25 protein-coding genes and 2 tRNA genes are annotated in these 25,005 nt (G+C 63.4%); 16 read left to right on the forward strand and 11 right to left on the reverse strand.

Annotated features, from left to right (window positions below):
* Positions 1-133: 133 nt before the first annotated feature.
* Entirely contained in the window at positions 134-358 is a 225-nt protein-coding gene (locus OOZ51_RS20590; RefSeq protein ID WP_265981731.1) for a hypothetical protein, read from the reverse strand.
* A gap of 139 nt (positions 359-497) precedes the next feature.
* Between OOZ51_RS20590 and OOZ51_RS20595 the strand changes: the two genes are divergently transcribed.
* Positions 498-1,043 (forward strand): acyl-CoA thioesterase, encoded by a 546-nt coding sequence (locus OOZ51_RS20595; RefSeq protein ID WP_265981763.1) that lies wholly within the window; start codon positions 498-500, stop codon positions 1,041-1,043.
* A gap of 102 nt (positions 1,044-1,145) precedes the next feature.
* Here OOZ51_RS20595 and OOZ51_RS20600 read toward each other — a convergent pair whose 3' ends face one another.
* Genes OOZ51_RS20600 through OOZ51_RS20610 form a run of 3 tightly spaced genes read right to left on the reverse strand, consistent with a single transcriptional unit; the run spans position 1,146 to position 3,575 of the window.
* The gene (locus tag OOZ51_RS20600) at positions 1,146-1,946 is read right to left on the reverse strand and encodes an ABC transporter permease subunit (protein WP_265981732.1); all 801 of its coding nucleotides are present in this window, start codon (positions 1,944-1,946) and stop codon (positions 1,146-1,148) included.
* Complete coding sequence (locus OOZ51_RS20605) at positions 1,939-2,913, reverse strand: ABC transporter ATP-binding protein (protein WP_265981733.1); 975 nt, start codon at positions 2,911-2,913, stop codon at positions 1,939-1,941. The genes OOZ51_RS20600 and OOZ51_RS20605 overlap by 8 nt, the downstream gene beginning before the upstream one ends.
* Positions 2,910-3,575, reverse strand: a complete 666-nt coding sequence (locus OOZ51_RS20610) for a TetR/AcrR family transcriptional regulator (RefSeq protein ID WP_265981734.1) — start codon at positions 3,573-3,575, stop codon at positions 2,910-2,912. Before OOZ51_RS20610 ends, OOZ51_RS20605 begins: the two co-directional genes overlap by 4 nt.
* 164 nt (positions 3,576-3,739) lie before the next feature.
* Here OOZ51_RS20610 and OOZ51_RS20615 point away from each other — a divergent pair, with 164 nt between their 5' ends.
* Complete coding sequence (locus tag OOZ51_RS20615; protein ID WP_265981735.1) at positions 3,740-4,111, forward strand: thioredoxin family protein; 372 nt, start codon at positions 3,740-3,742, stop codon at positions 4,109-4,111.
* A gap of 39 nt (positions 4,112-4,150) precedes the next feature.
* Here OOZ51_RS20615 and OOZ51_RS20620 read toward each other — a convergent pair whose 3' ends face one another.
* A complete protein-coding gene (locus OOZ51_RS20620; protein WP_265981736.1) occupies positions 4,151-4,429 on the reverse strand; it encodes a putative quinol monooxygenase in 279 nt (92 codons plus the stop codon).
* A 102-nt stretch (positions 4,430-4,531) separates the two neighbouring features.
* Between OOZ51_RS20620 and OOZ51_RS20625 the strand changes: the two genes are divergently transcribed.
* Positions 4,532-6,205 carry an AMP-binding protein gene (locus tag OOZ51_RS20625; protein WP_265981738.1) on the forward strand — a complete coding sequence of 558 codons (1,674 nt, stop codon included), beginning with the start codon at positions 4,532-4,534 and terminating at the stop codon, positions 6,203-6,205.
* 74 nt (positions 6,206-6,279) lie between these two features.
* Here OOZ51_RS20625 and OOZ51_RS20630 read toward each other — a convergent pair whose 3' ends face one another.
* On the reverse strand, positions 6,280-7,200 hold the full coding sequence (locus OOZ51_RS20630; RefSeq protein ID WP_265981739.1) for a hypothetical protein: 921 nt from the start codon (positions 7,198-7,200) through the stop codon (positions 6,280-6,282).
* 144 nt (positions 7,201-7,344) lie between these two features.
* Positions 7,345-8,337 (reverse strand): DNA-3-methyladenine glycosylase family protein, encoded by a 993-nt coding sequence (locus OOZ51_RS20635; RefSeq protein ID WP_265981740.1) that lies wholly within the window; start codon positions 8,335-8,337, stop codon positions 7,345-7,347.
* A gap of 139 nt (positions 8,338-8,476) precedes the next feature.
* Here OOZ51_RS20635 and OOZ51_RS20640 point away from each other — a divergent pair, with 139 nt between their 5' ends.
* Positions 8,477-8,884 carry a VOC family protein gene (locus OOZ51_RS20640; RefSeq protein ID WP_265981741.1) on the forward strand — a complete coding sequence of 136 codons (408 nt, stop codon included), beginning with the start codon at positions 8,477-8,479 and terminating at the stop codon, positions 8,882-8,884.
* Between the two features lie 22 nt (positions 8,885-8,906).
* Here OOZ51_RS20640 and OOZ51_RS20645 read toward each other — a convergent pair whose 3' ends face one another.
* Together OOZ51_RS20645 and OOZ51_RS20650 are read right to left on the reverse strand one after the other, a co-directional pair.
* Positions 8,907-10,094 carry an ArsB/NhaD family transporter gene (locus tag OOZ51_RS20645; protein WP_265981742.1) on the reverse strand — a complete coding sequence of 396 codons (1,188 nt, stop codon included), beginning with the start codon at positions 10,092-10,094 and terminating at the stop codon, positions 8,907-8,909.
* A 54-nt stretch (positions 10,095-10,148) separates the two neighbouring features.
* The gene (locus OOZ51_RS20650; protein WP_265981743.1) at positions 10,149-10,580 is read right to left on the reverse strand and encodes a VOC family protein; all 432 of its coding nucleotides are present in this window, start codon (positions 10,578-10,580) and stop codon (positions 10,149-10,151) included.
* Between the two features lie 137 nt (positions 10,581-10,717).
* On the opposite strand from OOZ51_RS20650, the gene OOZ51_RS20655 reads away from it, so the two are divergent.
* From OOZ51_RS20655 to OOZ51_RS20670, 4 genes are all read left to right on the forward strand, one after another.
* Positions 10,718-12,103, forward strand: a complete 1,386-nt coding sequence (locus tag OOZ51_RS20655; protein ID WP_265981745.1) for a cystathionine beta-synthase — start codon at positions 10,718-10,720, stop codon at positions 12,101-12,103.
* A gap of 14 nt (positions 12,104-12,117) precedes the next feature.
* Entirely contained in the window at positions 12,118-13,281 is a 1,164-nt protein-coding gene (locus tag OOZ51_RS20660; RefSeq protein ID WP_265981746.1) for a cystathionine gamma-synthase, read from the forward strand.
* Positions 13,282-13,438: 157 nt separating this feature from the next.
* Positions 13,439-13,990: a winged helix-turn-helix transcriptional regulator gene (locus OOZ51_RS20665; protein WP_265981747.1), complete on the forward strand. Its 552-nt coding sequence runs from the start codon at positions 13,439-13,441 to the stop codon at positions 13,988-13,990.
* Complete coding sequence (locus OOZ51_RS20670) at positions 13,987-15,351, forward strand: MFS transporter (RefSeq protein WP_265981748.1); 1,365 nt, start codon at positions 13,987-13,989, stop codon at positions 15,349-15,351. The genes OOZ51_RS20665 and OOZ51_RS20670 overlap by 4 nt, the downstream gene beginning before the upstream one ends.
* 17 nt (positions 15,352-15,368) lie before the next feature.
* On the opposite strand, the gene OOZ51_RS20675 is transcribed toward OOZ51_RS20670, so the two are convergent.
* Positions 15,369-16,553 (reverse strand): acyl-CoA dehydrogenase family protein, encoded by a 1,185-nt coding sequence (locus tag OOZ51_RS20675; RefSeq protein WP_265981749.1) that lies wholly within the window; start codon positions 16,551-16,553, stop codon positions 15,369-15,371.
* A 91-nt stretch (positions 16,554-16,644) separates the two neighbouring features.
* Between OOZ51_RS20675 and OOZ51_RS20680 the strand changes: the two genes are divergently transcribed.
* From OOZ51_RS20680 to OOZ51_RS20715, 8 genes are all read left to right on the forward strand, one after another.
* A complete protein-coding gene (locus tag OOZ51_RS20680) occupies positions 16,645-18,129 on the forward strand; it encodes a sensor histidine kinase (RefSeq protein WP_265981750.1) in 1,485 nt (494 codons plus the stop codon).
* Positions 18,126-18,800, forward strand: coding sequence for a response regulator (locus tag OOZ51_RS20685; protein ID WP_184738344.1), 675 nt, complete (start codon positions 18,126-18,128; stop codon positions 18,798-18,800). Before OOZ51_RS20680 ends, OOZ51_RS20685 begins: the two co-directional genes overlap by 4 nt.
* A 21-nt stretch (positions 18,801-18,821) precedes the next feature.
* Positions 18,822-19,484: an MOSC domain-containing protein gene (locus tag OOZ51_RS20690; RefSeq protein WP_265981753.1), complete on the forward strand. Its 663-nt coding sequence runs from the start codon at positions 18,822-18,824 to the stop codon at positions 19,482-19,484.
* A 426-nt stretch (positions 19,485-19,910) separates the two neighbouring features.
* A complete protein-coding gene (locus tag OOZ51_RS20695; protein ID WP_265981755.1) occupies positions 19,911-22,124 on the forward strand; it encodes a DEAD/DEAH box helicase in 2,214 nt (737 codons plus the stop codon).
* Between the two features lie 115 nt (positions 22,125-22,239).
* On the forward strand, positions 22,240-22,602 hold the full coding sequence (locus OOZ51_RS20700) for a LysM peptidoglycan-binding domain-containing protein (protein ID WP_265981757.1): 363 nt from the start codon (positions 22,240-22,242) through the stop codon (positions 22,600-22,602).
* A gap of 119 nt (positions 22,603-22,721) precedes the next feature.
* Positions 22,722-22,793: transfer RNA gene (locus OOZ51_RS20705), tRNA-Thr, on the forward strand.
* Between the two features lie 62 nt (positions 22,794-22,855).
* Positions 22,856-22,929, forward strand: a tRNA-Met gene (locus tag OOZ51_RS20710).
* A gap of 356 nt (positions 22,930-23,285) precedes the next feature.
* Positions 23,286-23,987, forward strand: coding sequence for a hypothetical protein (locus OOZ51_RS20715; protein ID WP_265981759.1), 702 nt, complete (start codon positions 23,286-23,288; stop codon positions 23,985-23,987).
* On the opposite strand, the gene OOZ51_RS20720 is transcribed toward OOZ51_RS20715, so the two are convergent.
* Positions 23,973-24,917, reverse strand: coding sequence for a site-specific integrase (locus OOZ51_RS20720; protein ID WP_265981761.1), 945 nt, complete (start codon positions 24,915-24,917; stop codon positions 23,973-23,975). The two genes, OOZ51_RS20715 and OOZ51_RS20720, sit on opposite strands and share 15 nt — an antisense overlap.
* Between the last annotated feature and the right edge of the window lie 88 nt (positions 24,918-25,005).

The raw sequence follows: 25,005 nt of genomic DNA on the forward strand, positions 1-25,005 counted from the left end.
CCGGCCCACCCCCGGAAGCCTGGATCAATCAACCAACCCAAACCAACGAACTGTCACAGACAGCTTGATAAATTCCGTATTCGGGTGTCGTCAGTGATTTCGGGTGTCGGCGGCGGATTTCCGTGTCGCTGGGTTAGCTCGCGGTGCCCGGTTCCAGCCAGTATCCGTCCAGGTGGTGCACCAGTTGGCGACCCAGCCCACCGGACAACTGGATCCACAGGGTACTGCGGTCGCTGGTCATGCCGTCCAAGGTGCCGACGATCCTGTTGCCGCGGGTGTCCTGCAGGACCAACTCTTCGTGAAGCGGAAGCTCCGGCCACACATCTGCGTGTGTCTTGGTGATTTGGGTGGTGCTCACGGGATCTCCTTGATACCTTCTGCAATTTGTTTTCAGACATTCTGCCGGGGGCACGTGAACCCGCGGTTAACGTCGTGCCATGCAACGACACACAATACAAAGCTATCGGCGGATGTTACTCAGTAGTAACATGGCGGTTATGCATCTGCTTCTCCGAACCCTCCTGCTCTTGTTCACTTCGTCCAAGCGGAGCCGACTCAGCGTATGGGACACGTCGTCGCTGCCCATGCAAGTGCTGCCCACAGACATCGACATAGCAATGCATGTCAACAACGGCATGTATTTCTCCCTGATGGATCTCGGACGCTTTGACCTCATGGTGCGCTCAGGGATCTGGCAAAAGATGCGTCGCCGCGGCTGGAGCCCGGTGGCTGCGGGGGAGACCATCGCCTTCCGGAAGTCCTTGCAGCTCTGGCAGCAATACACCATCGAGTCCAAGATCATCGGGCTTGATTCAAAGGCCATCTACTTTGAACAGCGCATGGTGGTGGACGGCGAGATCTTTGCCCGCGCGCATATTGCCACGCGGCTTGTCGCCAAAGGCCGGCCCGTGAGCCAGGAGGAAATCTTGGCCGAGTTCGGCGAGCCTCCCGCAGACCTCGAGCTTCCGGAATGGATCCACGAGTGGCGCGAGAACAACGGGCTCCCCGGCGCCCGCAAAGCCGCGCCGCACCTCTGGCAATAGCACCCTTAGTCCCGCCGGCCCCGAGAGGCCGGGCGGGACTAAGGCCGCCCGCATCTAGGGACCGACCGCCCGCACCTAGGCACCGGGCGCCCGCATGCCGCGTTACGCCCCGACGTCGCGTCTTTGCAGCGCCACCGCGCTCAGCAACACCAGTCCTGCCGAGATTCCCCACAGCCAGCCGGCGGCAGCCCAATCCGCCCCATTGGTCACCGGCGAGTTGCCGTAGGCCCAGTGATACGGGGAGAGATTGAGCAGCCAGTTAAGGTCCGAGCTTTGCCTGCCCACGGCGTTGAACACGTAACCCAGGACGCCGATGGCAGTCCCCGCTGCCAGTCCGTACGCTTTCCGCCCCGTCAGCGCACCGGCAAATAGTGCCCCCGTGCCGCTGAGGAGCGCGAGGCCGGCAAACATGACCGTAGCGCCGAAAAGGTTTTGCGGGTTGATTTTCAGGTGCGCCGATTCATTGAGCGAGAGGATCAGCACGTGGACCAACACGGCGAGCAGAACCACGCGCAAGGCCATGGCCAAGGCCCGCTCCAGCGCGACCTGGATCCTGGTCACCCCGTGGGCGAGCGTGAGTTCCAACTGGCCGGACTCCTCGTCACCGGCTACCGCCGCGGCGCCCCAGGATACGGTGGCGATCGTCATGAGGAGGAAGCCGATGAGCCCGAACACCGTGGCTTGGGTGTACCCGGTTCCGGTGGTGATCTGGTCGTAGTTCAAGGCCTTGGTCATTTCCGGGGGCAAGGCGTTGATCATTCCCTGCATCTGCGAGCTGCCGCCGATCGAAGGGAAGAGCGGAAGATAAAGAGCGATCGCAGCCGCCAATCCCGCTGCCCAACCCAGCGTCGAACGCCAAGGGTCCAGGAATGCGCGCCTGAAGAGAGGCAGTTTCCTATTCATTGCCGGCTCCTTTCGTTACCTCCAGAGCCCTCTGGCCGTTGCCGTTGCGCTTGCCGTTGCCTGTCATCCCGTACAGCTTCAGCACCGATTCCTCCAGGTCAGGCTCTTCCAACACCAGGTGCGTCAGTTGGAGCGTGGACAGCGCTTGTACCAGCGGCTGGATGTCTCCTTCTAGAACCGCCGAGACCTCCACGCCGTCGCCCGCTTTGAGCACCTCAAGCGCCCCGACGCCGGGTACCCGGCCCAGCAGCGCACCGGCGTCGTCCGCTGTGATGCCGGTGGCGGCGAGGCGCAAGTGCCGGAGAGCGGTCTCGCGGAGGGCATCGACGGTGGCCACTGTGACGATCTTGCCGTCCCGCAGGATCGCCACCTCGTCCGCGGCCTGTTGGACTTCGCTCAGGACATGCGAGCTCAGGAAGACGGTTTGCCCGTTGTCGCGGGCTTCCCGCACCATGGCCAGGAACTCTTGTTGGACCAAGGGATCCAGCCCGCTGGTCGGTTCGTCCAGAACCAGGAGCTCGGGGCTGTGCATGAATGCCTGGACCAGTCCTAGCTTCTGCTTGTTGCCTTTGGAAAGCTTGCGCGTGTGGCGGTCGAGGTCCAAGTCCAAACGCTCAGCGAGTTCGTCGATGCGTCCGGGTTTCACCGGACCGCTGATCGCCGCGTAGTGGTCCAGGAGCCTGCGCCCGGTGATGCGCTGCTCCAGGAATAGCTCGCCCGGCAGGTATCCGATCCTGCGTCGCAGCTCGGGTCCGGCGTGGCGCGGATCTTCGCCGAGCACCTGAATATGTCCACCGTTCGGGCGGATGATGTCCAGCAGGCAGCGCATGGTGGTGGTCTTGCCAGCACCATTGGGGCCGATAACGCCGAACACGCTGCCCGGTTCCACGCTGAAGTCGATGCCGTGCAGGACTTCCCGACGCCCGAACGTCTTGCGCAGGCCTTCGACGAGGATTGCCTGTTTCATGATGCGGTCTCCGTTCCAGTGGGTTCCGGCGCTGGTGCCTGCAGTGCTGCGCGCGCGGCATCGAGGAACCGGGTGTCTGTATAGAAGCCGTGGGTATAGAGGTCAATGGTGGGGAGCGTCAGTGCGCGGAGCATGTCCGGACCCAGCTCACTGGTCCCGACTGCCCGGGCAGCGTGCCTGCCGAGCACCAGCGTCGAGAGGCTATTCGTCGCGACCACGACGGCGGTGGTTGCCACGTCGTCGAACGCCCGAATAGTGCCACCAGCGATTCCGGCCTCGATGATGGCCCGGGTCTGGGCCACCACGGCGTCAAAGAAGGCCTCACCGGCGTCGGACTCGTCGCTGAGGGACTGCCGGACATACGCGATCTCGTGGGTGTATTGCTCTGGGTGGGACAGGAAGTCTTGAATCTGTGTGCCCACCGCCTGCGGATCGGTCTTCCGGATGCCCTGGCCTGCGGTTTCGGCCAACACGTGGTTGTCGCAGGCTTCGCGGAGGCCGGCTTTGCTGCCGAAATGGTGGATCACGAGGCCCGGGCTGACTCCGGCCTCGGTGGCGACGGCCCGGATGGTGGCGGCGGAGAAGCCTTGCCGGCCGAACAAGGCAATGGCGGCATCCCGGATGCGGGCCCGTGTGTTGAGATCATCAGCTGTTGAACGCATGTTTAACATGCTAAACATGTGTTCAATGCCTCGCAAGGGTTTGGCGATTTTCCCTCGGCGGCTCGGCTCGGCCGGGTCTTAGCGGCCGCCGTCGTGCTTTATTCCCGGTTTGCCGGGTAGCGAACAGAGGCGACTTAGACGGCGCGGTCGCGTACCGTGGAAGCATGGCTACAGTTGACATCACCGGCGAGCAGTTCGCATCGACCATTGAGGGCAATGACATTGTCCTGGTGGATTTCTGGGCAGCGTGGTGCGGCCCGTGCAGGCAGTTCGCCCCCACATACAAAGCCGCTTCCGAGAAACATGACGATGTCTTCTTCGCCAAGGTGGACACCGAGGCTGAGCAGCAGCTCGCCGCCGAAGCCGGTATTTCCTCCATCCCCACGCTTATGGCCTTCCGCGAAAAGGTCCTCGTGTTCTCCCAGCCGGGCGCACTGAACGGACCCCAGCTGGAGCAGGTCATCGAGGCCGTCAAGGGTTTGGACATGGATGAGGTCCACGCGCACATCGCAAAGCAGCGCGCCGAAAACTCCTAGCAATACCATCGGCTGCCCGGCAGGGGCAGCCGATGCTAGTTAGAGACGTTCGAGCTTGACCGGTTCTGCCAACAGCGCACTGAGGGATTCGTTGAGGTCCTGGACGGCGATGCCCTTGGAATGGATGTCGAGGTGTTCCTCGGACACCCACTGCTCGGTCAGGACCAGCTTGTCCTCGTTGGCTTCGGTGAGCTCGTAGCGGATGCAGCCTGGCTCGCTCACCACCTCGTCGATCGCGATTTCCAGAGCGAGCTTAACTCGGAAGAATTCGCCATCGTTGGGAATGAACGTGGCCTGCAGGTCAATGGGTGCACTCATGGGATTCACATTACCGGCTGGCCCGGCAAGCCCTCGAAATATTTTGTAGGACTTCCAAGCAAAAGTCTTCTCTTGGACCGGCGTAGTTGGTAGCGTGCGTTCATGCTTTCCTACACAGCCGGGGACACTGACGTCCCGCTGCTTGAAGAGACAATCGGCGCCAACTTTGAGCGTATAGCGGCGCAGTTCCCGCTGCGGGACGCGCTCATCGAAGCAGCCCCCGTGCCAGGCGGCGAGGCCCGGCGCTGGAGCTACGAAAAGATGAACGACGACGTCGACCGGCTCGCGCGTGCGCTGCTCGCCACGGGCGTCGCCAAGGGTGACAGGGTGGGCATCTGGAGCCCGAACTGCGCCGAGTGGACCATCCTGCAATACGCCACGGCGAAGGTGGGGGCGATCCTGGTCAACGTCAACCCGGCGTACCGCAGCCACGAACTCGAGTTCGTGGTTCGCCAGAACGGCATGCGGATGTTGGTGGCCGCGCCATCGGACAAGAACAGCGACTATGTGGCCATGGCCCGGGAAGCCTTGGGCAGTTGCCTCGAGCTCCGGGAGCTCGTCTTCCTTCCCGATTTCGGACTGGACATGCTCGACGCCGGTGTGCCGCAAAGCGCAGCGGAGCTGACTTTCGCCGAGTTGCTCAGGCGGGCGGACGACGTCGCACCCTCAACGCTCAAGGCGCGCATGGCGGAACTGGACCCCCACGATCCCATCAATCTGCAGTACACCTCCGGCACCACCGGGTTCCCCAAGGCCGCGACCCTTACCCACCACAACATTCTCAACAACGGCAACCAGATCGGCAGGCTGCTGGGTTACACGGAACGCGACCGCGTGGTCCTGCCGGTGCCGTTCTACCACTGCTTCGGAATGGTGATCGGGAACCTGAACGCCCTCAGCTTCGGCGCCGCCACCATCATTCCCGGCCGCGGGTTCACACCGGCCGCCGCCCTGGAAGCCGTGCAGGATTTTGGCGGGACCTCGCTGTACGGCGTACCCACCATGTTCATTGCCGAGCTGGCATTGCCTGACTTCGCCTCCTATGACCTGTCCACGCTGCGCACCGGCGTCATGGCCGGCTCCCTGTGCCCCATCGAGGTCATGGAGCGCGTCATCGGGGAGATGAACATGCGCGACGTGGCCATTTGCTACGGAATGACCGAGACCTCGCCCGTGTCTACCATGACCCTTGCGGCCGACACGCTGGAGCAGCGGACCACCACGGTAGGGCGCACCATGCCGCGGCTGGAGTCCAAGATTGTTGATCCTGGCACCGGCGAAACGTTGGAACGCGGAGAGATCGGCGAACTGTGCACTCGAGGTTACGCCGTGATGGCCGGGTATTGGGACCAGCCGGAGAAGACTGCCGAGGCAATCGACGACGACGGCTGGATGCACACCGGCGACCTCGCCCGGATGGACCCTGACGGTTTTATCGTGATCGAGGGCCGAATGAAGGACATGGTCATCCGCGGGGGCGAGAACGTCTATCCACGCGAAATCGAGGAGTTCCTGTACCGGCATCCCGCCATCCAGGACGTCCAGGTGATCGGGGTGCCTGATGCCAAGTACGGCGAAGAACTCATGGCCTGCGTCATCCTCAAGCCGGGAGCAGCTTTGGACCTGGCCGGAGTGCAGGAGTTCTGCCGCGGCAAGGTGGCCCACTACAAGATCCCGCGCTACGTAGACATCCGTGACAGTTTCCCCATGACAGTGTCAGGCAAGGTACGGAAGATCGACATGCGGGAAGAAGCGATCGCCCGCCTGGGGCTCTGACCTCTGATCCAACGCGGGGTCACTTACGGCCCATGTCGGGCAGCAACATGGGCCGTAAGTGACCCCGCGTTGGCCTAGACGGAACGGAGTTTCGCCCGCTTGATCCGGACAATGAGGCTGGTGAACCCTTCGGCCAGGTCATGGGCGTTGGCCTTGAAGTAGGACCAGCCGGAGCTGGTGAAAGCCTCGTCCCTCCGGTTGTCCCTTGTCTGCTGTTCCCGCGTGAGATGAGGGGCGCCGTCGTACTGCACTGCGATCCGGAACCGCCGGTACCCCAGGTCCGCGGAGAGCGACCACAGATCATCCGGATCGAGGCGGAGCTGCAATTCCGGTTCCGGCAGCCCTGCGTCCAACATGGCCAGCCGCAGGAATGTCTCCGGAAACGAGTCTGCTCCGACCCGCATGTCTTCAAGGGCAAGCCGGGCCTTCTCCACGCCTTTCATGTTCGGATGCCGCCGAACAAGGATGCGCAGCACTTCCTTGCTGGCGTAGGGCTCCGTCCTTCTTTCTAGACCCGGCCGGGGCATGCGGATCAACTGGTCGCCCATGGCAATCACGTACCGCAGCGGCAATTGATGCGCGAGATCAAGCCAAATCCGGGGCGGGGAGGACACCGGGATTCCGTCTATTTCCGTGACTTCGCCAGGGAGGACGCGCACTCGGTGCCCCGTCACTCCTGTCCGGCGGACCCGGGGGAGCTCATGGGGTTTGCTGAGGTGGACCGTCTCATCGCCGCCCAACCACGGAGGAAGGCCGAGCTGGGTCAGTACTGCGGCGCTCTCATGGGACACCCAGGCACTCGGTGTTGCCGCCGCAAGAACCCGCGCCCGTTCGGCAAGCGCAAACTCACGGCCCGCAGGCAAGTAGATCAGCCGGCCGCCGTCGGACACGTCCTTGGCCCGGAGCCGCTTCGGAGGGACGCCAAATGCACGGGATTCATGGACGGTGAAAGGACGGTTGCTGAGTTCCTCCGGCAGCGGAATGATGCGGACCATGCGATCCAGTTTGTCCGTAAACGGACGCCGGCAAGGAGTTATCCACAGGCTGACTTCCAAACCCACCTACGCGGGGTCACTTACGGCCCATGTTGCCGCCCGACATGGGCCGTAACTGACCCCGCGTTGCGGAGGGCGGCAGCGTTAGTGCCCGCGGTGGTCCTGGATGGTCATGCGCGGTCCAAACGTCGGCTTGCGGAAGCCGCTGAGCCCGAGCATCCGGACTACCCGCTGGCGGTGCCCGCGCCAAGGCTCCAGGAGGGCGATCATGCCGGCGTCGTCGATTTTCCTGCCGGTCAGCGCATAGCCAACGTACGAGGCCAAGTGGTAGTCGCCCACCGCGATCGAGTCAGGGCACCCATGGGTCCGCTGGACAACCTCGGCAGCGGTCCAGACTCCAATGCCCGGAATGGTCTGCAGCTTTGTTCCGGCCTCCGCTGCGCTGCGTGAGGCGAGCCGTTCAAGCGCGACGGCGGAGCGCAGGGCCCGCATGACGGTTGCCGAACGCTGGGGACCCACGCCGGCCTTGTGCCATTCCCATGAAGGAACGGTCAGCCATCGGGCAGCGGACGGAGGGACGAGCAGGCCCGACGGCGGGCTCGACGTCGAAAGGCGGCCAGCGCTCGGGGCTGCGGTGCCGTACCGGTACATCAGGTAGCGGTAGCCTCGCCGGGCTTCAATAGTAGTGACCTTTTGCTCAAGGATCGTGGGCACGAGCGAGTCCACAACCCGCCCGGTGGAGGGCAGCCGGATTGCTAGGTTCCGGCGTCGGGCATCCCTGACCATTCGCGGAAGGGTGGCGTGGAACGCGGCGTCGTCAAAGCCGGACCAGTCGTCCCCGCTCCCCAGCAGCGCGGGGACGGAGTTGATCGCAGAAGCTGCGCCGGATCCCCAGGCCTGGGCGTCCACATACGTGTCCGGGCCATTTCCGGCTGAGGTGAGGCGCAGGGTGACGGGACCGTCCGGCGTCGTGAACGCCATCCACACGCCGTCCTGCCGTGCCGCGAAGGATGGATCGCCGTTGCCGCGCCTGAGGATTCCCACGGTTTGGAGAAGGTCGAAGGGGCCGCCCGGGTGCCATCGCGCAGACGCGTCGGCCGCGGCGGCTGCGGCGGGTGGGGCGTCGACGATGGTCATTTATTCATGGTCGCACGCTCGCCTGACAACATTCGAAAAGAGCGGTGGTCGAGCCCCTTACCCCGCGAAACCCACGCGACTAGACTCCACGTGTGGCGCGGGGCGTCCGCGCTTTTCAAAACAATCGCAGGAGAACGCAATGGCTGGTGTAGTGCATTTTGAAATCCCCGCGGACGACAAGGAACGGGCCAACACTTTCTACCAGGGTGCCTTCGGCTGGATGCTCAACCCCATGCAGGAGATGGACTACACGATCGCAATCACCACGCCGTCAGACCCGCAGACGGGTATGCCGAGCGCGCCCGGGGCCATCAATGGTGCACTGTTTCCGCGCACGGAAGAGCTGAAGACGCCCATTATTACGGTTGACGTCGAAAACATCGAGGCTTCGCTTGGCCAAATCGAGAGTGCGGGCGGTTCCGTGGTCAAAGGCAAGGATGCTGTTCCGGGCATGGGCTACTACGCCTATTTCAAGGACACTGAAGGCAACATCCTGGGCCTCTGGCAGACCGACTCTTCGGCAGGAAGCCCAGCACCGGCTGAGTAAGTCGATTGCTCGGGGGCCTGTTTCAGACTGTTCCCGACGACAGCCAGAGGACGAAGACTGAAAGCGGTAGAAGCAGCACCACTGCGATGAATCCTGCCACCGCAAATCCGCCCCAGCGTACTTGGACGTTGAGGGCCTGGAGCCGCTCGTGCCATAGCAGCGTGGCCAGGGAAGCCCACGGAGAAATGAGGGGACCCATGTTGACGCCGATGAGCAATGCTGCCAGCCGGACCGGGGAACCTGCTACGGGTTCAAGGGCAAGGTAGGCCGGTAGGTTGTTGGCGCCGTTGGCTGCGGCGGCGCCTATTCCAGCGAGCCGCAGAAGCGAAGGAAAGCCATCCCCGGAGCCGGAAACGCCGGCCAGCAAAGATGTCAGGCCGATCGCGTGCAGCGACTCCACCACCATGAACAGGCCGATCGTCAGCATGAGCGGGCGCCACGGGACCATGGACCAGCGCAACGAGCTCGGACGCCGTCGCACGAAAATTCCGAGGAGGATGAGTGCAGCGGCCATGGCAGGGAACTGTACGGGAACCCCGGAAACCAGCGCGGGCAGAAGGACCATCAGGGTTACCGCGCACGCTAGGAGCAAGGGCCTGTCCCGCACGACGTGGCTCGGCTGACGGCCGTACCGGCCGCCCAGCTGCTTCCGGAAAGCAAGACCCAACAAGGTCACCGGCAGCACGATCCCGGCGATCGCGGGTGCCCACACGAGTCCAGCAAAAGAAAGCGGCGAGAGACCGAGGCGACTCTGGGCCAGCAGGTTGGTCAGGTTGGACACGGGCAACAACATGGACGCCGTATTGGCGAGCCAGGCGGTGGTCAGCGCGAAGGGCAGCGGAGGGATCCGCGCATGCACCGCAAGGAGCACCACCATGGGAGTTACCAGCACCGCAGTAGTGTCCAAGGAGAGAAAGACGGTGGAAACGGTCGCGAGGCCAATTACCAGGAGCCAGAGGACCCAGACTCGCCCCTTGCCGAGGACTGCGATTTTGTCCGTCAACACTTGGAAAAGGCCGGCGTCCGCGACCAGCTCCGTGACCAAGGTCATCGCCAACACGAAGGCAAGTATGGGGACAGTCCGCCTGGTCAGCTCCTCGAAAGCGGGGAAGGGGAGAAAGCCGAACACCAGGCATGAGATACCCGCCACGAGCAGGCCGATGGGGAGGAAATAGCTGCGATGCTGCCTTAACCATCTCCTCGCCCTCATGGCGGGTTCGCCCCTCAGCGCTATGCCGCCCCTCACCCCTATGCCGTCCTCGCCTTATTCCGCCCCGAAGCGCCCGCGGGCCTCCACCGGAATCAAGGGCTTCTGGGCACGGACCTTGAGTTCCTGGACGGCCCAAGTGTTGCCGTCGGGGTCGGCGAACCCGAAGAACGTGCCGCCGTCGCGCTCGTCAAAAACGGTGATGTCGCTGGCCTCGACCCCGCGGCTGAGCAATTCTTCCCGCGCAGCGCGCGCGTCCGCGACCACAAGTTGCAGTCCCCGCATGGAGCCGGGTGCCATCTCATTCTGGGCGGGGAGGCTGCCGACCACGATCGAGCATCCTGAGCCCGGGGGAGTCAATTGCGCCACATGCATGTGCTCGTTGGTGGTGTTGTGGTCGAGGTCGAAGCCCACCTTGTCGCGGTAGAACTCGACGGCGCGGTCAATGTCACTCACGGGGAGCGCAACCACTTCGAGGGTCCAATCCATGGTCCATGTCCTTTCCTTGGAGGGTGTCACGGCTAGCTTGCCCCGGGAGGCCTTCCCTTGGCTAGACATGGACCCGGCACGGCCGGACTGCCTCTGCTGCGCAGAGGCAGTCCCGACCAAGCGGTAACTTGGTACCTATGAAGTACGCCCAGTCCGTTCTGGACCTCATTGGCAATACACCGCTCATCAAGCTTAATCACGTGACCGGGGACATCAGAGCCACCATCTTGGTGAAGCTCGAATATGTGAACCCCGGCGGCTCCATCAAGGACCGCATCGCCGTGAAGATGATCGAGGAAGCGGAGCGCGACGGGAAGCTCAAGCCGGGCGGAACCATTGTGGAGCCCACCTCGGGAAATACCGGCGTGGGACTTGCATTGGTAGCCCAGCAAAAAGGCTACAAGTGCATCTTCGTTGTCCCGGATAAAGTAGGCGAGGACAAGCGCGCCGTGCTTCAAGCCTATGGTGCCGAAGTTGTGGTCACTCCCACCTCTGTGGCCCCGGACAGTCCCCAAAGCTACTACAGCGTCTCCGACCGGCTCGTGTCCGAAATCCCGGGAGCCTTCAAGCCGGATCAGTTCTCCAACCCCGCCGCCCCCGGCAGCCACTACGAGACCACTGGGCCCGAGATCTGGCGTGACACCGACGGCAAGATCACGCATGTTGTGATCGGCGCGGGTACGGGTGGCACCATCACCGGTACAGGCCGGTACCTCAAGGACGTGTCCGCCAACCGGCCGGAGTCCGACGGCGGCCGCGTCAAGGTTATCGGCGCGGACCCCGCAGGCTCGGTCTACTCGGGCGGTACCGGGCGGCCCTACTTCGTGGAAGGCGTCGGCGAAGACATGTGGCCGGTTAACTACGACAAGACCGTGCCCGATGACGTCATTGCCGTGAGCGACGCCGACTCCTTCGAGATGACCCGCCGCCTGGCCCGCGAGGAAGGCCTCTTGGTGGGAGGCTCTTCCGGCATGGCAGTGGTTGCCGCGTTGCAGGTGGCCAAAGGCCTTGGCGAGGAAGCCGTCGTCGTCGTGATCCTGCCGGACTCCGGCCGCGGCTACCTGGCGAAGATCTTCAACGACAAGTGGATGCGCTCCTACGGCTTCCTCTCCGGTGGAGAGGAGGCCTCGGTGGGCGAGGTTCTGAAGTCCAAGACCGGCCAGATGCCGGACCTCGTCCACATCCACCCCAACGAGACCGTCCGCGATGTCATCAACATCATGAACGAATTCGGCGTCTCGCATATCCCGGTCCTCTCGCAGGAACCGCCAGTGGTCATGGGTGAGGTCCTTGGCGCGGTCGATGAGCGTACGTTGACCAGCAGGCTGTTCCGCGGCGAGGCGAAATTGACCGACAAGATCTCCGAGCACATGGGGGAGCGCTTGCCGGTGATCGGCTCACTTGAAACGATCTCCGCCGCACGTGAGCTGCTGTCCGACGTCGACACCGTCATGGTGACATTCGTCGGAGCCCCCGTGGGCATCCTGACCCGCCACGACCTTCTCGCCTACCTGAGCAACTGACACTAGGAGTTCATATGTCTGCAAACGAAGCAGGATTCAACACGCGTGCTGTCCACGCCGGCCAGGCCTTCGAACCGCGAACCGGCGCTGTGGTTCCGCCGCTGCACTTCAGCTCGACGTATGCCCAGGACGGCATCGGCGGTTTGCGCGACGGCTACGAGTATGGGCGCGGCACCAACCCCACCCGCGATGCGCTGCAGGAGCAGCTGGCCGCACTCGAGGGCGGCACCCACGCATACAGCTTCAGCTCGGGCCTTGCCGCGGAAGACTCCCTGATCCGTGCCGTTGCCCGGCCCGGGGACCACATCGTCCTCGGCAACGACGCCTACGGCGGAACCTACCGGCTGATCAATCGCGTGCTTGGTGAGTGGGGCATCGGCAACACACCAGTGGACATGTCCAACCTTGACGCCGTTGCTGCGGCCGTTGCGGCGAACAAAACCCGCATCGTCTGGGTGGAGACTCCTTCCAACCCGATGATGAAGATCACCGATATCGAGGCGCTCGCCAAAGTAGCGCACGACGCCGGTGCCCTCCTGGTGGTCGACAACACCTTTGCGTCGCCCTACTTGCAGACCCCGCTCGCCTTGGGTGCCGACGTCGTGGTCCATTCGACCACTAAGTACATCGGCGGACACTCGGATGTGGTTGGCGGTGCGATCGTGGTCAAGGACGCTGACCTGGCCGAGAAGATCGGCTTTGTGCAGTTCGCCGTCGGCGCTGTGTCCGGCCCCATGGACGCGTTCCTTACTACCCGCGGCCTCAAGACCCTCGGCGTGCGCATGGACCGCCACAGCGAGAACGCCCAGGCCGTGGCCGAGTGGTTGCTTGAGCGTCCCGAAGTTGAAGCCGTGCTTTACCCGGGCCTGCCTTCCCACCCGGGCCACGAGCTCGCGGCGAGGCAGATGAAGAAGTTCGGCGGCATGATTTCGGTGCAGTTCAAGGGCGGCGAAGCTGCAGCCCGCAAGGTGGCAGAGTCCACCCAGGTGTTCACGCTGGCCGAGTCCCTGGGTGGCATCGAGTCGCTCATGAATTACCCCTCGGAGATGACGCACGCTTCGGTCAAGGGCACGGAGTTGGCCGTTCCGGTCAACCTGATCAGGCTTTCTTGCGGCATCGAGGACGTCGAAGACCTCATTGCGGACCTTGAGCAGGCGATCGGCAACATCACGGACTGAAGACCCCTCAATATCTGACCTGTTTTGAATAACGGATCGGCCGGGACACGCCACCACAGTGGTGTGTCCCGGCCGATCTGCGTTCAAACATGGTCAGGATTGGCGCACCCTATGTAAGTACCTAGCTTTCTTTAGAAAAGCCAGTTATTCTCTAGCCATGCCTTTACGATCCGATTGGTCCGAGCGCACGTGCAGCCTGGCCCGCGGCCTTGACATCCTCGGCGACCCTTGGGGGAGCCTGGTGCTGCGGGAAGTCTTCTTCGGCAACGGACGCTTCGACGCCATCAAGACGCGGCTCGGAGTGGCCGACAACGTCCTGAGCAAGCGCCTGGGTTGGCTCCTTGAGGCCGGCCTCCTTGCCCAGCGGCCCTACACGGATGGCGCTCGCATGCGTCAAGAGTACGTCCTTACGACCAAGGGCGAGGATGCCTTGCCCGTTTTGAACGCCATCATCATCTGGTCCGAGAAACACCTCGATGCACCCGCGGACAACGCCCACATGCACGTGATCCACAACGGTTGCGGGCTGCCGACGGCATCGGCTGATACTTGCTCCCATTGCGGGTCCCGGCTCACGGCGGCCAACACCAGCTGGCACAGCCTCACGCGATCGGAACACCCGTTGGCCTTGGCCACGGCCCCAACACTGGCCACGGCCCCAACACTTGCCGCAGTCGCCCTCCCGAACGAATCGGAGCCCTCCGCATGACCGCACCCAACCCCACCAAAATAGCCACCGCCAAGCCCCCGCGGAAGCGGCGACTTCACCCCGCGTGGATGGTGGCCGCCATCGCGTTCCTGGCACTTGTGGGCGCAGCTGGATTCCGGGCCGCACCCGGCGTGCTCATGGTCCCGCTGCAGCAGGAGTTCGGCTGGTCCACCACGGTCCTGTCCCTCGCCGTCAGTATCAACCTGGTGTTGTTCGGGCTCACGGCCCCGTTTGCCGCTGCGCTCATGGAACGCTTCGGCATCCGCACTGTCACCGCGATCGCACTCTGCCTGATCGGCCTCGGCTCCGCGCTGACCGTGTTCGTGAACCAGTCCTGGCAAATCCTGTTGACCTGGGGCGTGCTGATCGGACTCGGCACCGGATCTATGGCCTTGGTCTTCGCCGCCACTATCGCCAACACGTGGTTCTCGAAGAGCCGCGGACTGGTGATCGGCATCCTGACGGCCGGCAGCGCAGCAGGCCAGTTGGTCTTCCTGCCGTTCATCGCGGTCCTCGCCCAAAACCCGGGCTGGCGCGGCGCCTCACTGCTCATCGCCGCCGGCGCGCTCGCCGTGGTGCCGCTCGTGCTGCTCTGGCTCAAAAACTCACCCGCCGACGTCGGGGTTCAACCCTATGGCGCAGAAGAAGAGCAGCCGACGACGGCGGAAGTCGCCGAGGTCGCGGACGTTACCCAAACCGAAGGTACAGCGATTGCCGGCGCCAAGGCGCCCAACGCGGCCGTGCGGGCACTGCAGGTCCTCAAGCGGGCCAGCAAGGTGCGCACTTTCTGGGCCCTTGTTGCCGGTTTCGCCATCTGCGGTGCCACCACCAACGGCCTGATCGGCACCCACTTCATTCCCTCGGCGCACGACCACGGAATGCCCGAAACCACCGCGGCGGGCCTGCTGGCCGTCGTCGGGATCTTCGACATCGTGGGCACCATCGCTTCCGGTTGGTTGACGGACCGTTTCAACCCCAAGGTGCTCCTGGCGGTGTATTACCAGTTCCGCGGCATCGGCCTCTTGGTGTTGCCTGTGCTGTTGGGCTCCACGGTGGAACCCAGCATGATCCTGTTCGTGGTGGTGTACGGCCTGGACTGGGTGGCCACGGTGCCCCCGACGGCGGCCATCTGCCGCAAGGTGTTCGGGGCCGACGGTTCGGTGGTGTTCGGCTGGGTCTTCGCCGCGCACCAGCTCGGGGCAGCAGTGGCCGCACTCCTGGCGGGCTACATCCGTGACGCCACCGGCCACTACACCTACGCCTGGATCGGCGCCGCCGCGATGTGCACCGTGGCGGCGGTCATCAGCGCCACGATCCGCAAGGACGCCGGGAAGAAGGAACCCGTTCCTGTTGCAGCGTAGTAGGGCAGTGGCGATTCCTAGCGGAACGCCGGGATGCCCGTGATGTGCTGGCCAAGGATCAGGGTGTGCACTTCATCTGTTCCTTCGTAGGTGCGCACTGATTCCAGGTTGTTGGCATGGCGCAATGGCGGGTAGTCCAAAGTGATTCCGTTGCCGCCCAGGATGGTGCGGGCTTCGCGGGCGATCTTGATGGCTTCACGAACATTGTTGAGCTTGCCCATGGAGATCTGTTCCGGCCGCAGTTTGCCCGCATCCTTGAGGCGTCCCAGATGCAGCGCCAGCAAGGTGCCCTTCTGGATCTCCAAGAGCATGTTGACAAGTTTTTCCTGGGTCAATTGGTAGCCGGCCAAGGGCTTGCCGAATTGCATGCGGCTTCCGGCATATTCGAGCGCTGCCTCGTAAGAGTCGCGGGCTGCGCCCATGGCGCCCCAAGCGATGCCGTAGCGGGCCTCGTTGAGGCAAGTGAACGGTCCACGGAGCCCTTGGGCACCCGGGAGGAGGGCCTCCGGACCGAGCCGGACGCCGTCGAACACTAGATCGCATTGGATCGAGGCGCGCATGGAGAGCTTCGCTCCGATGGGAGTCACTGTGACCCCCGGAGTGCCTGCCGGAACCAGGAAACCCCGGATCCCGTCGTCCGTGTTCGCCCACACCACCATGGCGTCGGCGATCGATGCCATCCCGATCCAGCGCTTGGAACCGTCAAGCACCCAGCCGGCGTCGTCGCCCGTGCCGTCGCGGCGCGCGAAGCTAGCCATCGACGACGGGTCCGAACCTGCCGTCGGCTCCGTCAACGCGAAGCAGCCGATCAGTTCGCCGGCAGCCATCCGGGGGAGCCATTGTTCCTTCTGCTCTTCGCTGCCCCACTTGTGGATCGCGGTCATGGCGAGCGAACCCTGGACGGACACGAAAGTGCGAATGCCGGAATCGCCAGCCTCGAGTTCCATGGCGGCAAGGCCGTATTCGACGGCGGTGCGGCCGGGGCAGCCGTAGCCCTCCAGGTGCATGCCAAGGACACCGAGTTCGCCAAGTTCCGCAGGTAGCTCCCGTGGGAAGACGGCGTCCTCGTACCATCGCGCGATGTTTGGCCGGATGCGCTGGTCCGTAAAGTCACGCACCCTCTCGCGAAGCTCCAATTCCTCGCTGCTCAAGAGCGATTCGAGGGCCAGGACATCGGAGGTATTCGTCGTTGAATGGCTCATGGCAGCATCTTAGGCCGGACATGCTCCACCGAGTCCGCTGTGACCGCCGACGCCGGCGCGGCTGGCGCCCACACCGTGCCAGAATTGAGCCATGGCCGCGGCGGAAGTGAACGGAACGGGACTGCCGCTACCGGCAGTCGAGGGGATCGGGCGACCCCGCATACTGGCCGGCCTCGTCCTGGCCCTGCTGCTTCCTGCCGCCATCGAAGTCCTGGTATCCCTACTGGACTACCGGAACTTCGCCATGATCATGCTTTTTCAACTGGCTGTTGCTGCTGCCGTCGCCGCCATCGGAGGATTGTGGCCGGCAGTGGTGGCAGCGGTCCTCGGCAGCTTGCTCTTGAACTACTTTTCGGCCGAACCCGTGGGATCCCTGTCCATCGCCGACCCCTCGACGCTATTCACATTGGCCATCTTCCTGGCCGTGGCGTGTGGCGTGGCGCTCGCCGTTGGCTTGGCAACCCGACGGGCCCAGGAGGCCGCGCACTCCGGCGCAGAGGCCAAGGCGCTGAGCGAATTGGCCCTGCGGATACTGAGCTCGGACGGCAGCCTTGAGTCCTTCCTGGACAAAATCCGTGTCAACCTCGGGATGGAGGCAGTGACACTTTTGTCCACCGCCGCCTCACCGGAAGGTACTGGACAAAACTGGCGGGTTCTAGCGAGTTCCGGGGTCGAGCCGCCGGTGACGCATGCGGCCGCTGACCATGCCGCCGTCGTCGATCCCAATTACACGCTGCTCCTCCGGGGCGGTCCCCTTTCCGAACAGCACCGCCGCATGCTCGCCGCGTTCGGCGCTTTCGTGGTGGCCGTGCGGGATCGACAGCAACTGGTCAGGAGCAGGCAGGACAACGTCCGCCTGGCGGAAGGCAACAAGATGCGCACCTCCATCCTGCGCGCAGTCTCCCACGATCTCCGGACTCCGCTGGCTGGAATTAAGCTAGCCGTCAGCAGCCTGCGCCAGGACGACGTGACCTTTGCTCCCGAGGACGAACGCGAACTGCTGGCTACCATCGAGGACTATGCCGACCGTCTCGATCACTTGGTGGACAACCTACTGGACATGTCCCGCATCACTGCCGATGCCGTAAACCCGTTGCTGCGCGGCCTGGGCTGGCACCAGATCCTGCCGGAGGCCTTGCGCGGCGTGCCTGCGGAGCGCATCCGCAATGAGCTTGCGGCCAACCTTCCGTATGTAGAAGCCGACGCCGGGATGCTGGAACGGGTCGTGGCAAACCTTGTGGAGAACGCAGTGAAGTACGCGCCGGAATCCGATGTTGTGCTGGTGGCGCGCGCCGGCGCCGGCATCGCCGCGGACGGACGGCCGGCCAGTGAACTGCGGGTGATGGATCATGGCCGGGGCATCGCGCCCGCGGCCGTGCTGGAACTGTTCCAGCCTTTCCAACGGCTCGATGATTCCCCCTCCAGCCGGGACGGGCGCACCGGAATCGGACTGGGACTTGCCGTCGCCAAAGGATTCACGGAAGCGATGGGCGGTACGCTCATGGCGGAGGCGACGCCGGGAGGCGGGCTGACCATGGTGGTCACGCTCCCTTTGTGGACGGGAGGGCGGCCATGAACCTGGTGCTGATTGTGGAAGATGAGGTCCAGATCGCCCGGGCCATGCAGATCAATCTCCATGCCCACGGCTACCGTGCCATCAGCGTCGGCAACGGAACGGATGCGCTCAAAGCTGCCGCGCAGCAGCCCGTGGACATTGTGGTCCTGGATCTTGGCCTGCCGGATATGGATGGCGTGGATGTTATCAGGGGCATTCGGGGCTGGAGCACCATGCCCATCATTGTGTTGTCCGCCCGGCACGGTTCGGAAGACAAGGTGGAAGCCCTCGACGCCGGCGCCGACGACTACGTCACCAAGCCTTTCGGGCTGGATGAACTCCTGGCCAGGCTCCGTGCCGCCTCGCGTCGGGCAGCTCCGCGGCATGAGGTGCCGACGCTCCAGACCGCGGACTTCTTGGTTGACCTGGCCGGAAAGAAGATCACGAAGGACGGCGCCGAAGTGCGGCTTACGCCCACGGAATGGAACATCCTGGAATTGCTGGTGCGCAACGCCGGCCGTCTGGTCAGCCAGCAGCAGATCCTCACCCAGGTCTGGGGGCAGGCCTATGCCAAGGAAACCCAATACCTTCGGGTCTACATTGCCCAGCTCCGGCGCAAACTCGAACGCGACCCCGCTCAACCCCGCCACCTGCACACCGAGGCCGGCATGGGATATCGCTTCGATCCGTAGCTGCGTACGTAGACTGTATCCATGGATACCGCATCGTTGCTTGCTGTTTGCCGGGTATACGAGCTCCTGCCTGATCCCGAAGGGTCAGTCGGGGTGACGGCCATTGACAAGCGACCCATTGACGGCCCGGTGAAGGTCCACAAGCTGGGGCTCCATGGAGACATCCAGGCCAGCCGGATCCACCACGGCGGCGAGGATCAAGCGCTCTATGCCTACTCCCAGGCCGATGCCGATTACTGGGCGAAGGAACTCCAACGGGACATGCCTCCCGGTATCTTCGGGGAAAACCTGCGCGTTGCAGGAATCGAGACCACCGGTGCCGTGATTGGCGAACGCTGGAAGATCGGCCTGGACGTCGAGGTTGAGGTCACGTCACCGCGGGTGCCCTGCGCGACCTTCCAACGCCGCATGAATGAACCGCAGTGGGTCAAGCGGTTCACTGAGGCGGGACGGGTCGGCACCTATCTGCGTGTGGTGCGGACCGGGACAGTTTCGGCCGGGGACTACATCCACAAACTTTTTGTGCCGAAACATGGCATCACGGTGGGGCAATGGTTCAGCAACCCCAACGTGGAAGACATGCAATTGCTGCTCGACGCCGAGGCGGATGGCGAAGTCCTGCTCCAATCCGACTACCACGACACCTTTGAAAAGCTCATGCGCCGCAACGGGGTCGATGCCTGAATCCCACTCGGACGGCCGTCGAGAGAGGCGGACTAGAGGGGCACCTGGGGTGCGGATGTGCGCAAGCTCACCGCCGCCGTCGACGGTTAAGTCGCCACGGGACTGATCTGTGCCCTACACTTGAAATATCCCCCACTCCGGAAATCCCTTTTTCCTGCCCAATTCTTGAGGCAGGACTGGTCAGTGTTGGGGCCCGCAAAATGTGTGCGGGCAGTTTCATAGGGAGAGCCGGGCGAAGAAAACGCTGTACAGACTGCTGAGATAGCAGCCAAGAGATGCAGCGGGAAGTCCTGCCATGGGATTGCGACAGCGCCGGACTTCTTGCGAGCACCAGAGCCTCCTGGTTCTTTTGCACGCAACGTGTACTGCGGCCAAGCCCAACCGGGCCGCGCCGACTGGCCCCCTATGGATGAGGAAACTTCCCCTATGCCCGAAAACCTGAACGACCCGTTCGTCGCCGAGTCTGCCGACACAGCAGAGACCGCCGTCGAGACCGTAGAAACCCCCGAAGCTGCCGAAGTTCCGGCCGCTGAGTTCATCGAGCCCGCAGCGCCCGCTGAAGCTGTTGCGCCCGTTGAGGCTTCGGCCCCTGAGGCTTCGGCCCCGGCCGAATCCCCTGCCGAAGAAGAGGAAGAGGGCGTCCGCTTCGTCGACCTCGGAATCGACCCACGCGTTCTGAAGGCCCTGCAGGACGTCGGCTACGAGAAGCCGTCTCCGATCCAGGCAGCAACCATTCCGCTGCTGCTCGAAGGCCGCGACGTCGTGGGCCTCGCCCAGACCGGTACCGGTAAGACTGCAGCATTCGCAGTACCGGCACTGTCCCGCCTGGCCGAACTCCACGACCTCAACGGCCCGTCCCGCAAGACCCAGGCCCTGGTTCTTGCTCCGACCCGCGAGCTTGCGCTCCAAGTTGCCGAGGCTTTCACCTCGTACGCCAAGCACATTGATGACTTCACGGTTCTCCCAGTCTACGGCGGCTCGGCCTATGGCCCACAGCTTGCCGGCCTGCGCCGCGGTGCACAGGTTGTTGTCGGTACCCCCGGCCGTGTGATCGACCACATCTCCAAGGGTTCCCTGGACCTGTCCGAGCTGCAGTACCTGGTACTTGACGAAGCCGATGAGATGCTCCGCATGGGCTTCGCCGAGGACGTTGAGCAGATCTTCCAGCAGACTCCGGAAGACCGCCAGGTTGCGCTGTTCTCTGCCACGATGCCGAGCCAGATCCGCCGCATGTCCAAGCAGTACCTGAACAACCCGGCGGAGATCTCGGTCAAGTCCAAGACCACTACCGGCGCCAACACACGCCAGCGGTACTTGCAGGTCATGGGCCCGCACAAGCTCGATGCGCTGACCCGCATCCTTGAGGTTGAAGAGTTCGACGGCGTCATCGCTTTCGTGCGCACCAAGATGGCCACCGAGGACCTCGCCGACAAGCTGAAGTCCCGCGGCTTCCAGGCTGCCGCCATCAACGGCGACATCCCGCAGCAGCAGCGTGAGCGGACTGTCGACGCGCTGAAGGAAGGCCGCATCGACATCCTGGTGGCCACCGACGTCGCGGCCCGTGGCCTTGACGTTGAGCGCATCAGCCACGTGGTCAACTACGACATCCCGCACGACACCGAGTCCTACGTGCACCGCATTGGCCGTACCGGCCGTGCAGGCCGTAGCGGCGACGCAATCCTGTTCATGACGCCGCGGGAGAAGTACCTGCTGCGCTCGATCGAGAAGGCCACCCGCCAGCCGGTTGAGCAGATGCACCTGCCCACCGCCGAGACGGTCAACACGTTGCGCTTGGGCAAATTCGCAGACAAGATTACCGAGACCCTCGAATCCGAGGACGTTGCGGCGTTCCGTGACTTGATCTCCTCCTACGAGGAAGAGCACAACGTTCCGGCTTCGGAGATCGCTGCCGCTTTGGCCGTCATGGCACAGGGCGGCCAGCCGCTCCTGGTAAAGGAACTGCCGGCTGCACCGGAATTCCAGAAGCGCGAGCGCTCCAAGGACGGCTTCGGTTCGCGAGGCCCGACCCGCACCCTGACCGAGGGCAACGCCACCTACCGGATCGCCGTCGGACGCCGTCAGCGCGTCATGCCGGGTTCGATCGTTGGCGCCATTGCCAACGAAGGCGGCATCTCCTCGGCGCAGATCGGCGGCATCGACATCCGCTCGGACCACTCCCTGGTGGAGCTTCCGGCTGACCTGAGCCCCGATCAATTGCGTGCCCTGTCCCGCACACGGATCGGCGGCGAGCTGATCCACCTCGAACTGGACAACGGTCGCAAGCCTGCCTCCTCCGACCGTGGCGGCGAGCGTGGCGGTTACTCCGGTGGCAGCCGCGGCGGCGACCGTGGTGGCTACTCCGGTGGAGACCGTGGTGGCAACTTCAAGGGCAACGGTGGCTTCAAAAAGGAGTTCCGCAAGACTGAAGGCGACCGTGCCGGCTACGCCGGTGGCGAGCGTTCATCCGCTGACCGCGGCGGCCGTTCCTACAGCGAGCGCAGCAGCGCCGGTACCGGGACGGGCAGCTATGGCGACCGGGGGCAGAGCAGTGATTCCCGCTTCGGCGGCAGCGGCGCACGCAAGCCGCGCACTGGCGGAGACGCAGGCAACCGCGATTTCAACCGCAAGGGCAAGTGGTAAACAGGACTAGTTCCTGGATTTCGGTCAGAGGCCGGCTTTCGAGCCGGCCTTTGGCTGTTTAACCCAACCAAAGATGGGGAAGACACGCCGCCCGCGCGTGTGGAAAGGTTGGCTCATGGGTTTCCTCGATGGGTTGAAGAAGAATCTCGGCTTCGACAAGGCCGAACACAAGCCGACTGGACGGCCCTCGGAGGCCCCACAGAAGGCCGCTGAAGCCTCAACGGAGGAGACGGTCCAAAGTCCCGTGCCGGAGCCGTCAGCGGAAGCTCCCGCGGGGGAGGGTATCGCAGTGCCCGACGGCGGTGCTCCCGCCGCCAGCGCAGGGCAGGTCACCGAAGTCGTAGTGGAAGCAGACGATACCTTGAGCGGCATCGCCATGCAGTTCGGCGTTGACTTGGATGCCCTGATCGCAGCGAACGCGGACACGGTGCCCAATCCGGATCACATCTACCCGGGCCAGGTACTCCGCCTGCCCTAGTATCAATGCCTTTCCGGGGCAACATTTGGGCGCGGACGCAAATTGTGTCGACGCCACTTTTCCCTGTCCGGCAGCCGATTTGTTGCCTGCGAAATCGTCCGGTAGAGTATTTACTCGTTGCCCCCCTAGCTCAGTGGTAGAGCGCGTTCTTGGTAAGAACGAGGTCACCGGATCGATTCCGGTGGGGGGCTCTGAATGAGGGCCTGTGTCAAGGCGGTTTTTGACCGGCTTGTCACAGGTTTTTCTCATTCATGGCGGTGTAGCTCAGTTGGTTAGAGCGCACGACTCATAATCGTGAGGTCGGGAGATCGAGCCTCCCCACCGCTACAGTTTCCGCAGGTCAGAGGCGTTTTTGCTTCTGGCCTGCTTCTGTTTTGACGGCCAATCCAACGGAAACCCAACTAATTGCGCGAGCTGGGTTCGGCCCTGTGCACTTAAATGTCAGCGGGTTCGGGTTTAGTATCAAGTACGACGAGGAGGCGAAGCCCTGATGGCACCCACAATTGCTCTGACGAGACACCAACTGAAAAACCATCGCAAGGCGATCCTCAAGAGACTGGGGGTCTCTCTGGAGCAGTTCACAGAGACGGTTCGCACGAGCACCCTTAGCGGTGCCGAGTGGGAGGCGAAGGATCAGCTAGAGGAGACCTTCTTCTTGCTTGGCGAACGCTCGCCCTGGTCGGTTGACTGAGCCCACCCTAGAACAGCGGTCGGCGCTGTTCGCGTCCGAGATCCAAGTGACTCTAGACCGTTCCCTGCCGGGCAGTCGCGTAGTTGCTTCGTACAAGGCACCGTCCGGCGACAAGTTCGTGGTCCGGCTGCAAGACGAGAAGATGCCCCTGACCGTGGCAGGCAAGACCGTTGCCTTCCTTGGCTGTTCCATGGACCAGGAGTTGGACAGGTCTGGGGCATATTTGAAGACTTGCGGCTCCAAGATAACTGTTTGGTCCAAGATTGACCGGACGCCCCTCATTAGGCTCGAATACGATGCTCGGATGAGGGGCGCGCCTATCTCCCACTGGCAGATCCACGCCGAACGGGGTGCCATGAGTCACCTTCTGGGCCGAGCGCATGCGGTTGACCCCTCTAAGGTCAGCAGACCTCACGATTTCAGCTCGCTTCATTTCCCGATCGGCGGAGAGCGGTTCCGGCCCTGCCTGGAAGACATGATCCAGTTCCTGATCGATGACTGCGGCGTTGATTCCCTATCTGGGTGGAAAGATGCTGTCGAGTCCGGGAGGGAGAAGTGGCGCAGAATTCAACTTCGATCTGTTGTTCGCGATTCCCCCGAAGATGCCGCGTCTGTGCTCCGTAACTTGGGGTACGCCGTGGAAGGCCCAAATGAGGTTGTTGCAGACAGGCTGGAGCCACTACGGAAGTGGTAAGTAGCGCACAACATCGTCCAGAACATCAGCAACTTCGGTATGGACAGCCTTCCTGCCCATATACACGTCCTGGGTCATGGATATCTGGGCGTGGCCGAGCTGGTCGGCGCCAACACGCGCTGAGAGGCCCTGCGCATCCAGCAGGGTCGCCAGAGTCTTCCGGAAGGTGTGGGAGGTCACCCAATCCAACTTGAGGCAGCTACGGACCGTGCGCCACTGCTTGTGCACAGCGGACGGATCCCTGAGCGTGCCAAGGGCGGACGGGAACACGACGTCGTGCACATTACCGAGTGCTGCCATTTGGCGCCCCATGAGCATGGCGATGGCGAACGCCGGCAGGGGCAGCACTCGTTTGCCGGCCGCCGTCTTTGTGAAGCTCTCGCGGATCATGCCCTGCCCCGGGATGCGGTTGACCTTTCCCGTGATTTCCACGGTCTTGGCGGTGAAGTCGATATCCTGCCAGCGGATGCCCAGCACCTCGGAAATGCGGGCGCCGGTCGCCGCAAACATCGTGACGACGTCCGTTAAGTCGGCCCCGCTGCAGTACTCGCTCAGTGTCTGTCTGGGTGTGACCTTGTTGGCCGGATTCAGGACAATCCGGGAGGACCGCATGGCGTCCAGGATGCCGCGAAGCTCATCAGCCGAGAGGGCGCGTGCGGCCTTGGACTCCATCTTGATAGTGCCGACATCACGCACGGGGTTGGTCGTCGCCGCTCCGAAGCGTACAGCGAGACCAAACATGCCACTGAGGATCACGCGGGCCGACTTCGCGACTGAGGGACCATGGTTGTTCTTGAGGGCCTTCACGAAGCCATCCAGCCGCTGTGTCGATGCCTCCCGGATCTTGTAGCCCCCGAGACCTTTTAGAACGTACGTGGACGCGTATCGGTAGCGTTCCATCGTCCGGATAGCACGGCCTTCTTCCAGCAAGTGGGCCTCGTAGGTGGTTGGGCCCCCGTTAGCAGTCCAGCGTCTATGCGATAGCTAATTGGTTTTCTTGCGTCCAGTTCTCCCAGTA

The sequence above is a fragment of the Arthrobacter rhizophilus genome (genome assembly GCF_026241105.1).
In the GTDB taxonomy this organism is placed as follows: Bacteria; Actinomycetota; Actinomycetes; order Actinomycetales; family Micrococcaceae; genus Arthrobacter.

Bases quoted from the DNA above. Each gene is read 5' to 3' on its own strand.
- OOZ51_RS20650 (WP_265981743.1), bottom strand. From the start codon at position 10,580: ATGGATTGGACCCTCGAAGTGGTTGCGCTCCCCGTGAGTGACATTGAC.
- OOZ51_RS20600 (WP_265981732.1), bottom strand. From the start codon at position 1,946: ATGAATAGGAAACTGCCTCTCTTCAGGCGCGCATTCCTGGACCCTTGG.
- OOZ51_RS20660 (WP_265981746.1), top strand. From the start codon at position 12,118: ATGTCTGCAAACGAAGCAGGATTCAACACGCGTGCTGTCCACGCCGGC.
- OOZ51_RS20635 (WP_265981740.1), bottom strand. From the start codon at position 8,337: ATGACCATCGTCGACGCCCCACCCGCCGCAGCCGCCGCGGCCGACGCG.
- OOZ51_RS20595 (WP_265981763.1), top strand. From the start codon at position 498: ATGCATCTGCTTCTCCGAACCCTCCTGCTCTTGTTCACTTCGTCCAAG.
- OOZ51_RS20670 (WP_265981748.1), top strand. From the start codon at position 13,987: ATGACCGCACCCAACCCCACCAAAATAGCCACCGCCAAGCCCCCGCGG.
- OOZ51_RS20640 (WP_265981741.1), top strand. From the start codon at position 8,477: ATGGCTGGTGTAGTGCATTTTGAAATCCCCGCGGACGACAAGGAACGG.
- OOZ51_RS20655 (WP_265981745.1), top strand. From the start codon at position 10,718: ATGAAGTACGCCCAGTCCGTTCTGGACCTCATTGGCAATACACCGCTC.
- OOZ51_RS20625 (WP_265981738.1), top strand. From the start codon at position 4,532: ATGCTTTCCTACACAGCCGGGGACACTGACGTCCCGCTGCTTGAAGAG.
- OOZ51_RS20665 (WP_265981747.1), top strand. From the start codon at position 13,439: ATGCCTTTACGATCCGATTGGTCCGAGCGCACGTGCAGCCTGGCCCGC.
- OOZ51_RS20605 (WP_265981733.1), bottom strand. From the start codon at position 2,913: ATGAAACAGGCAATCCTCGTCGAAGGCCTGCGCAAGACGTTCGGGCGT.
- OOZ51_RS20685 (WP_184738344.1), top strand. From the start codon at position 18,126: ATGAACCTGGTGCTGATTGTGGAAGATGAGGTCCAGATCGCCCGGGCC.
- OOZ51_RS20675 (WP_265981749.1), bottom strand. From the start codon at position 16,553: ATGAGCCATTCAACGACGAATACCTCCGATGTCCTGGCCCTCGAATCG.
- OOZ51_RS20690 (WP_265981753.1), top strand. From the start codon at position 18,822: ATGGATACCGCATCGTTGCTTGCTGTTTGCCGGGTATACGAGCTCCTG.
- OOZ51_RS20615 (WP_265981735.1), top strand. From the start codon at position 3,740: ATGGCTACAGTTGACATCACCGGCGAGCAGTTCGCATCGACCATTGAG.
- OOZ51_RS20680 (WP_265981750.1), top strand. From the start codon at position 16,645: ATGGCCGCGGCGGAAGTGAACGGAACGGGACTGCCGCTACCGGCAGTC.
- OOZ51_RS20695 (WP_265981755.1), top strand. From the start codon at position 19,911: ATGCCCGAAAACCTGAACGACCCGTTCGTCGCCGAGTCTGCCGACACA.
- OOZ51_RS20700 (WP_265981757.1), top strand. From the start codon at position 22,240: ATGGGTTTCCTCGATGGGTTGAAGAAGAATCTCGGCTTCGACAAGGCC.
- OOZ51_RS20630 (WP_265981739.1), bottom strand. From the start codon at position 7,200: ATGGTCCGCATCATTCCGCTGCCGGAGGAACTCAGCAACCGTCCTTTC.
- OOZ51_RS20610 (WP_265981734.1), bottom strand. From the start codon at position 3,575: ATGCGTTCAACAGCTGATGATCTCAACACACGGGCCCGCATCCGGGAT.
- OOZ51_RS20645 (WP_265981742.1), bottom strand. From the start codon at position 10,094: ATGAGGGCGAGGAGATGGTTAAGGCAGCATCGCAGCTATTTCCTCCCC.
- OOZ51_RS20620 (WP_265981736.1), bottom strand. From the start codon at position 4,429: ATGAGTGCACCCATTGACCTGCAGGCCACGTTCATTCCCAACGATGGC.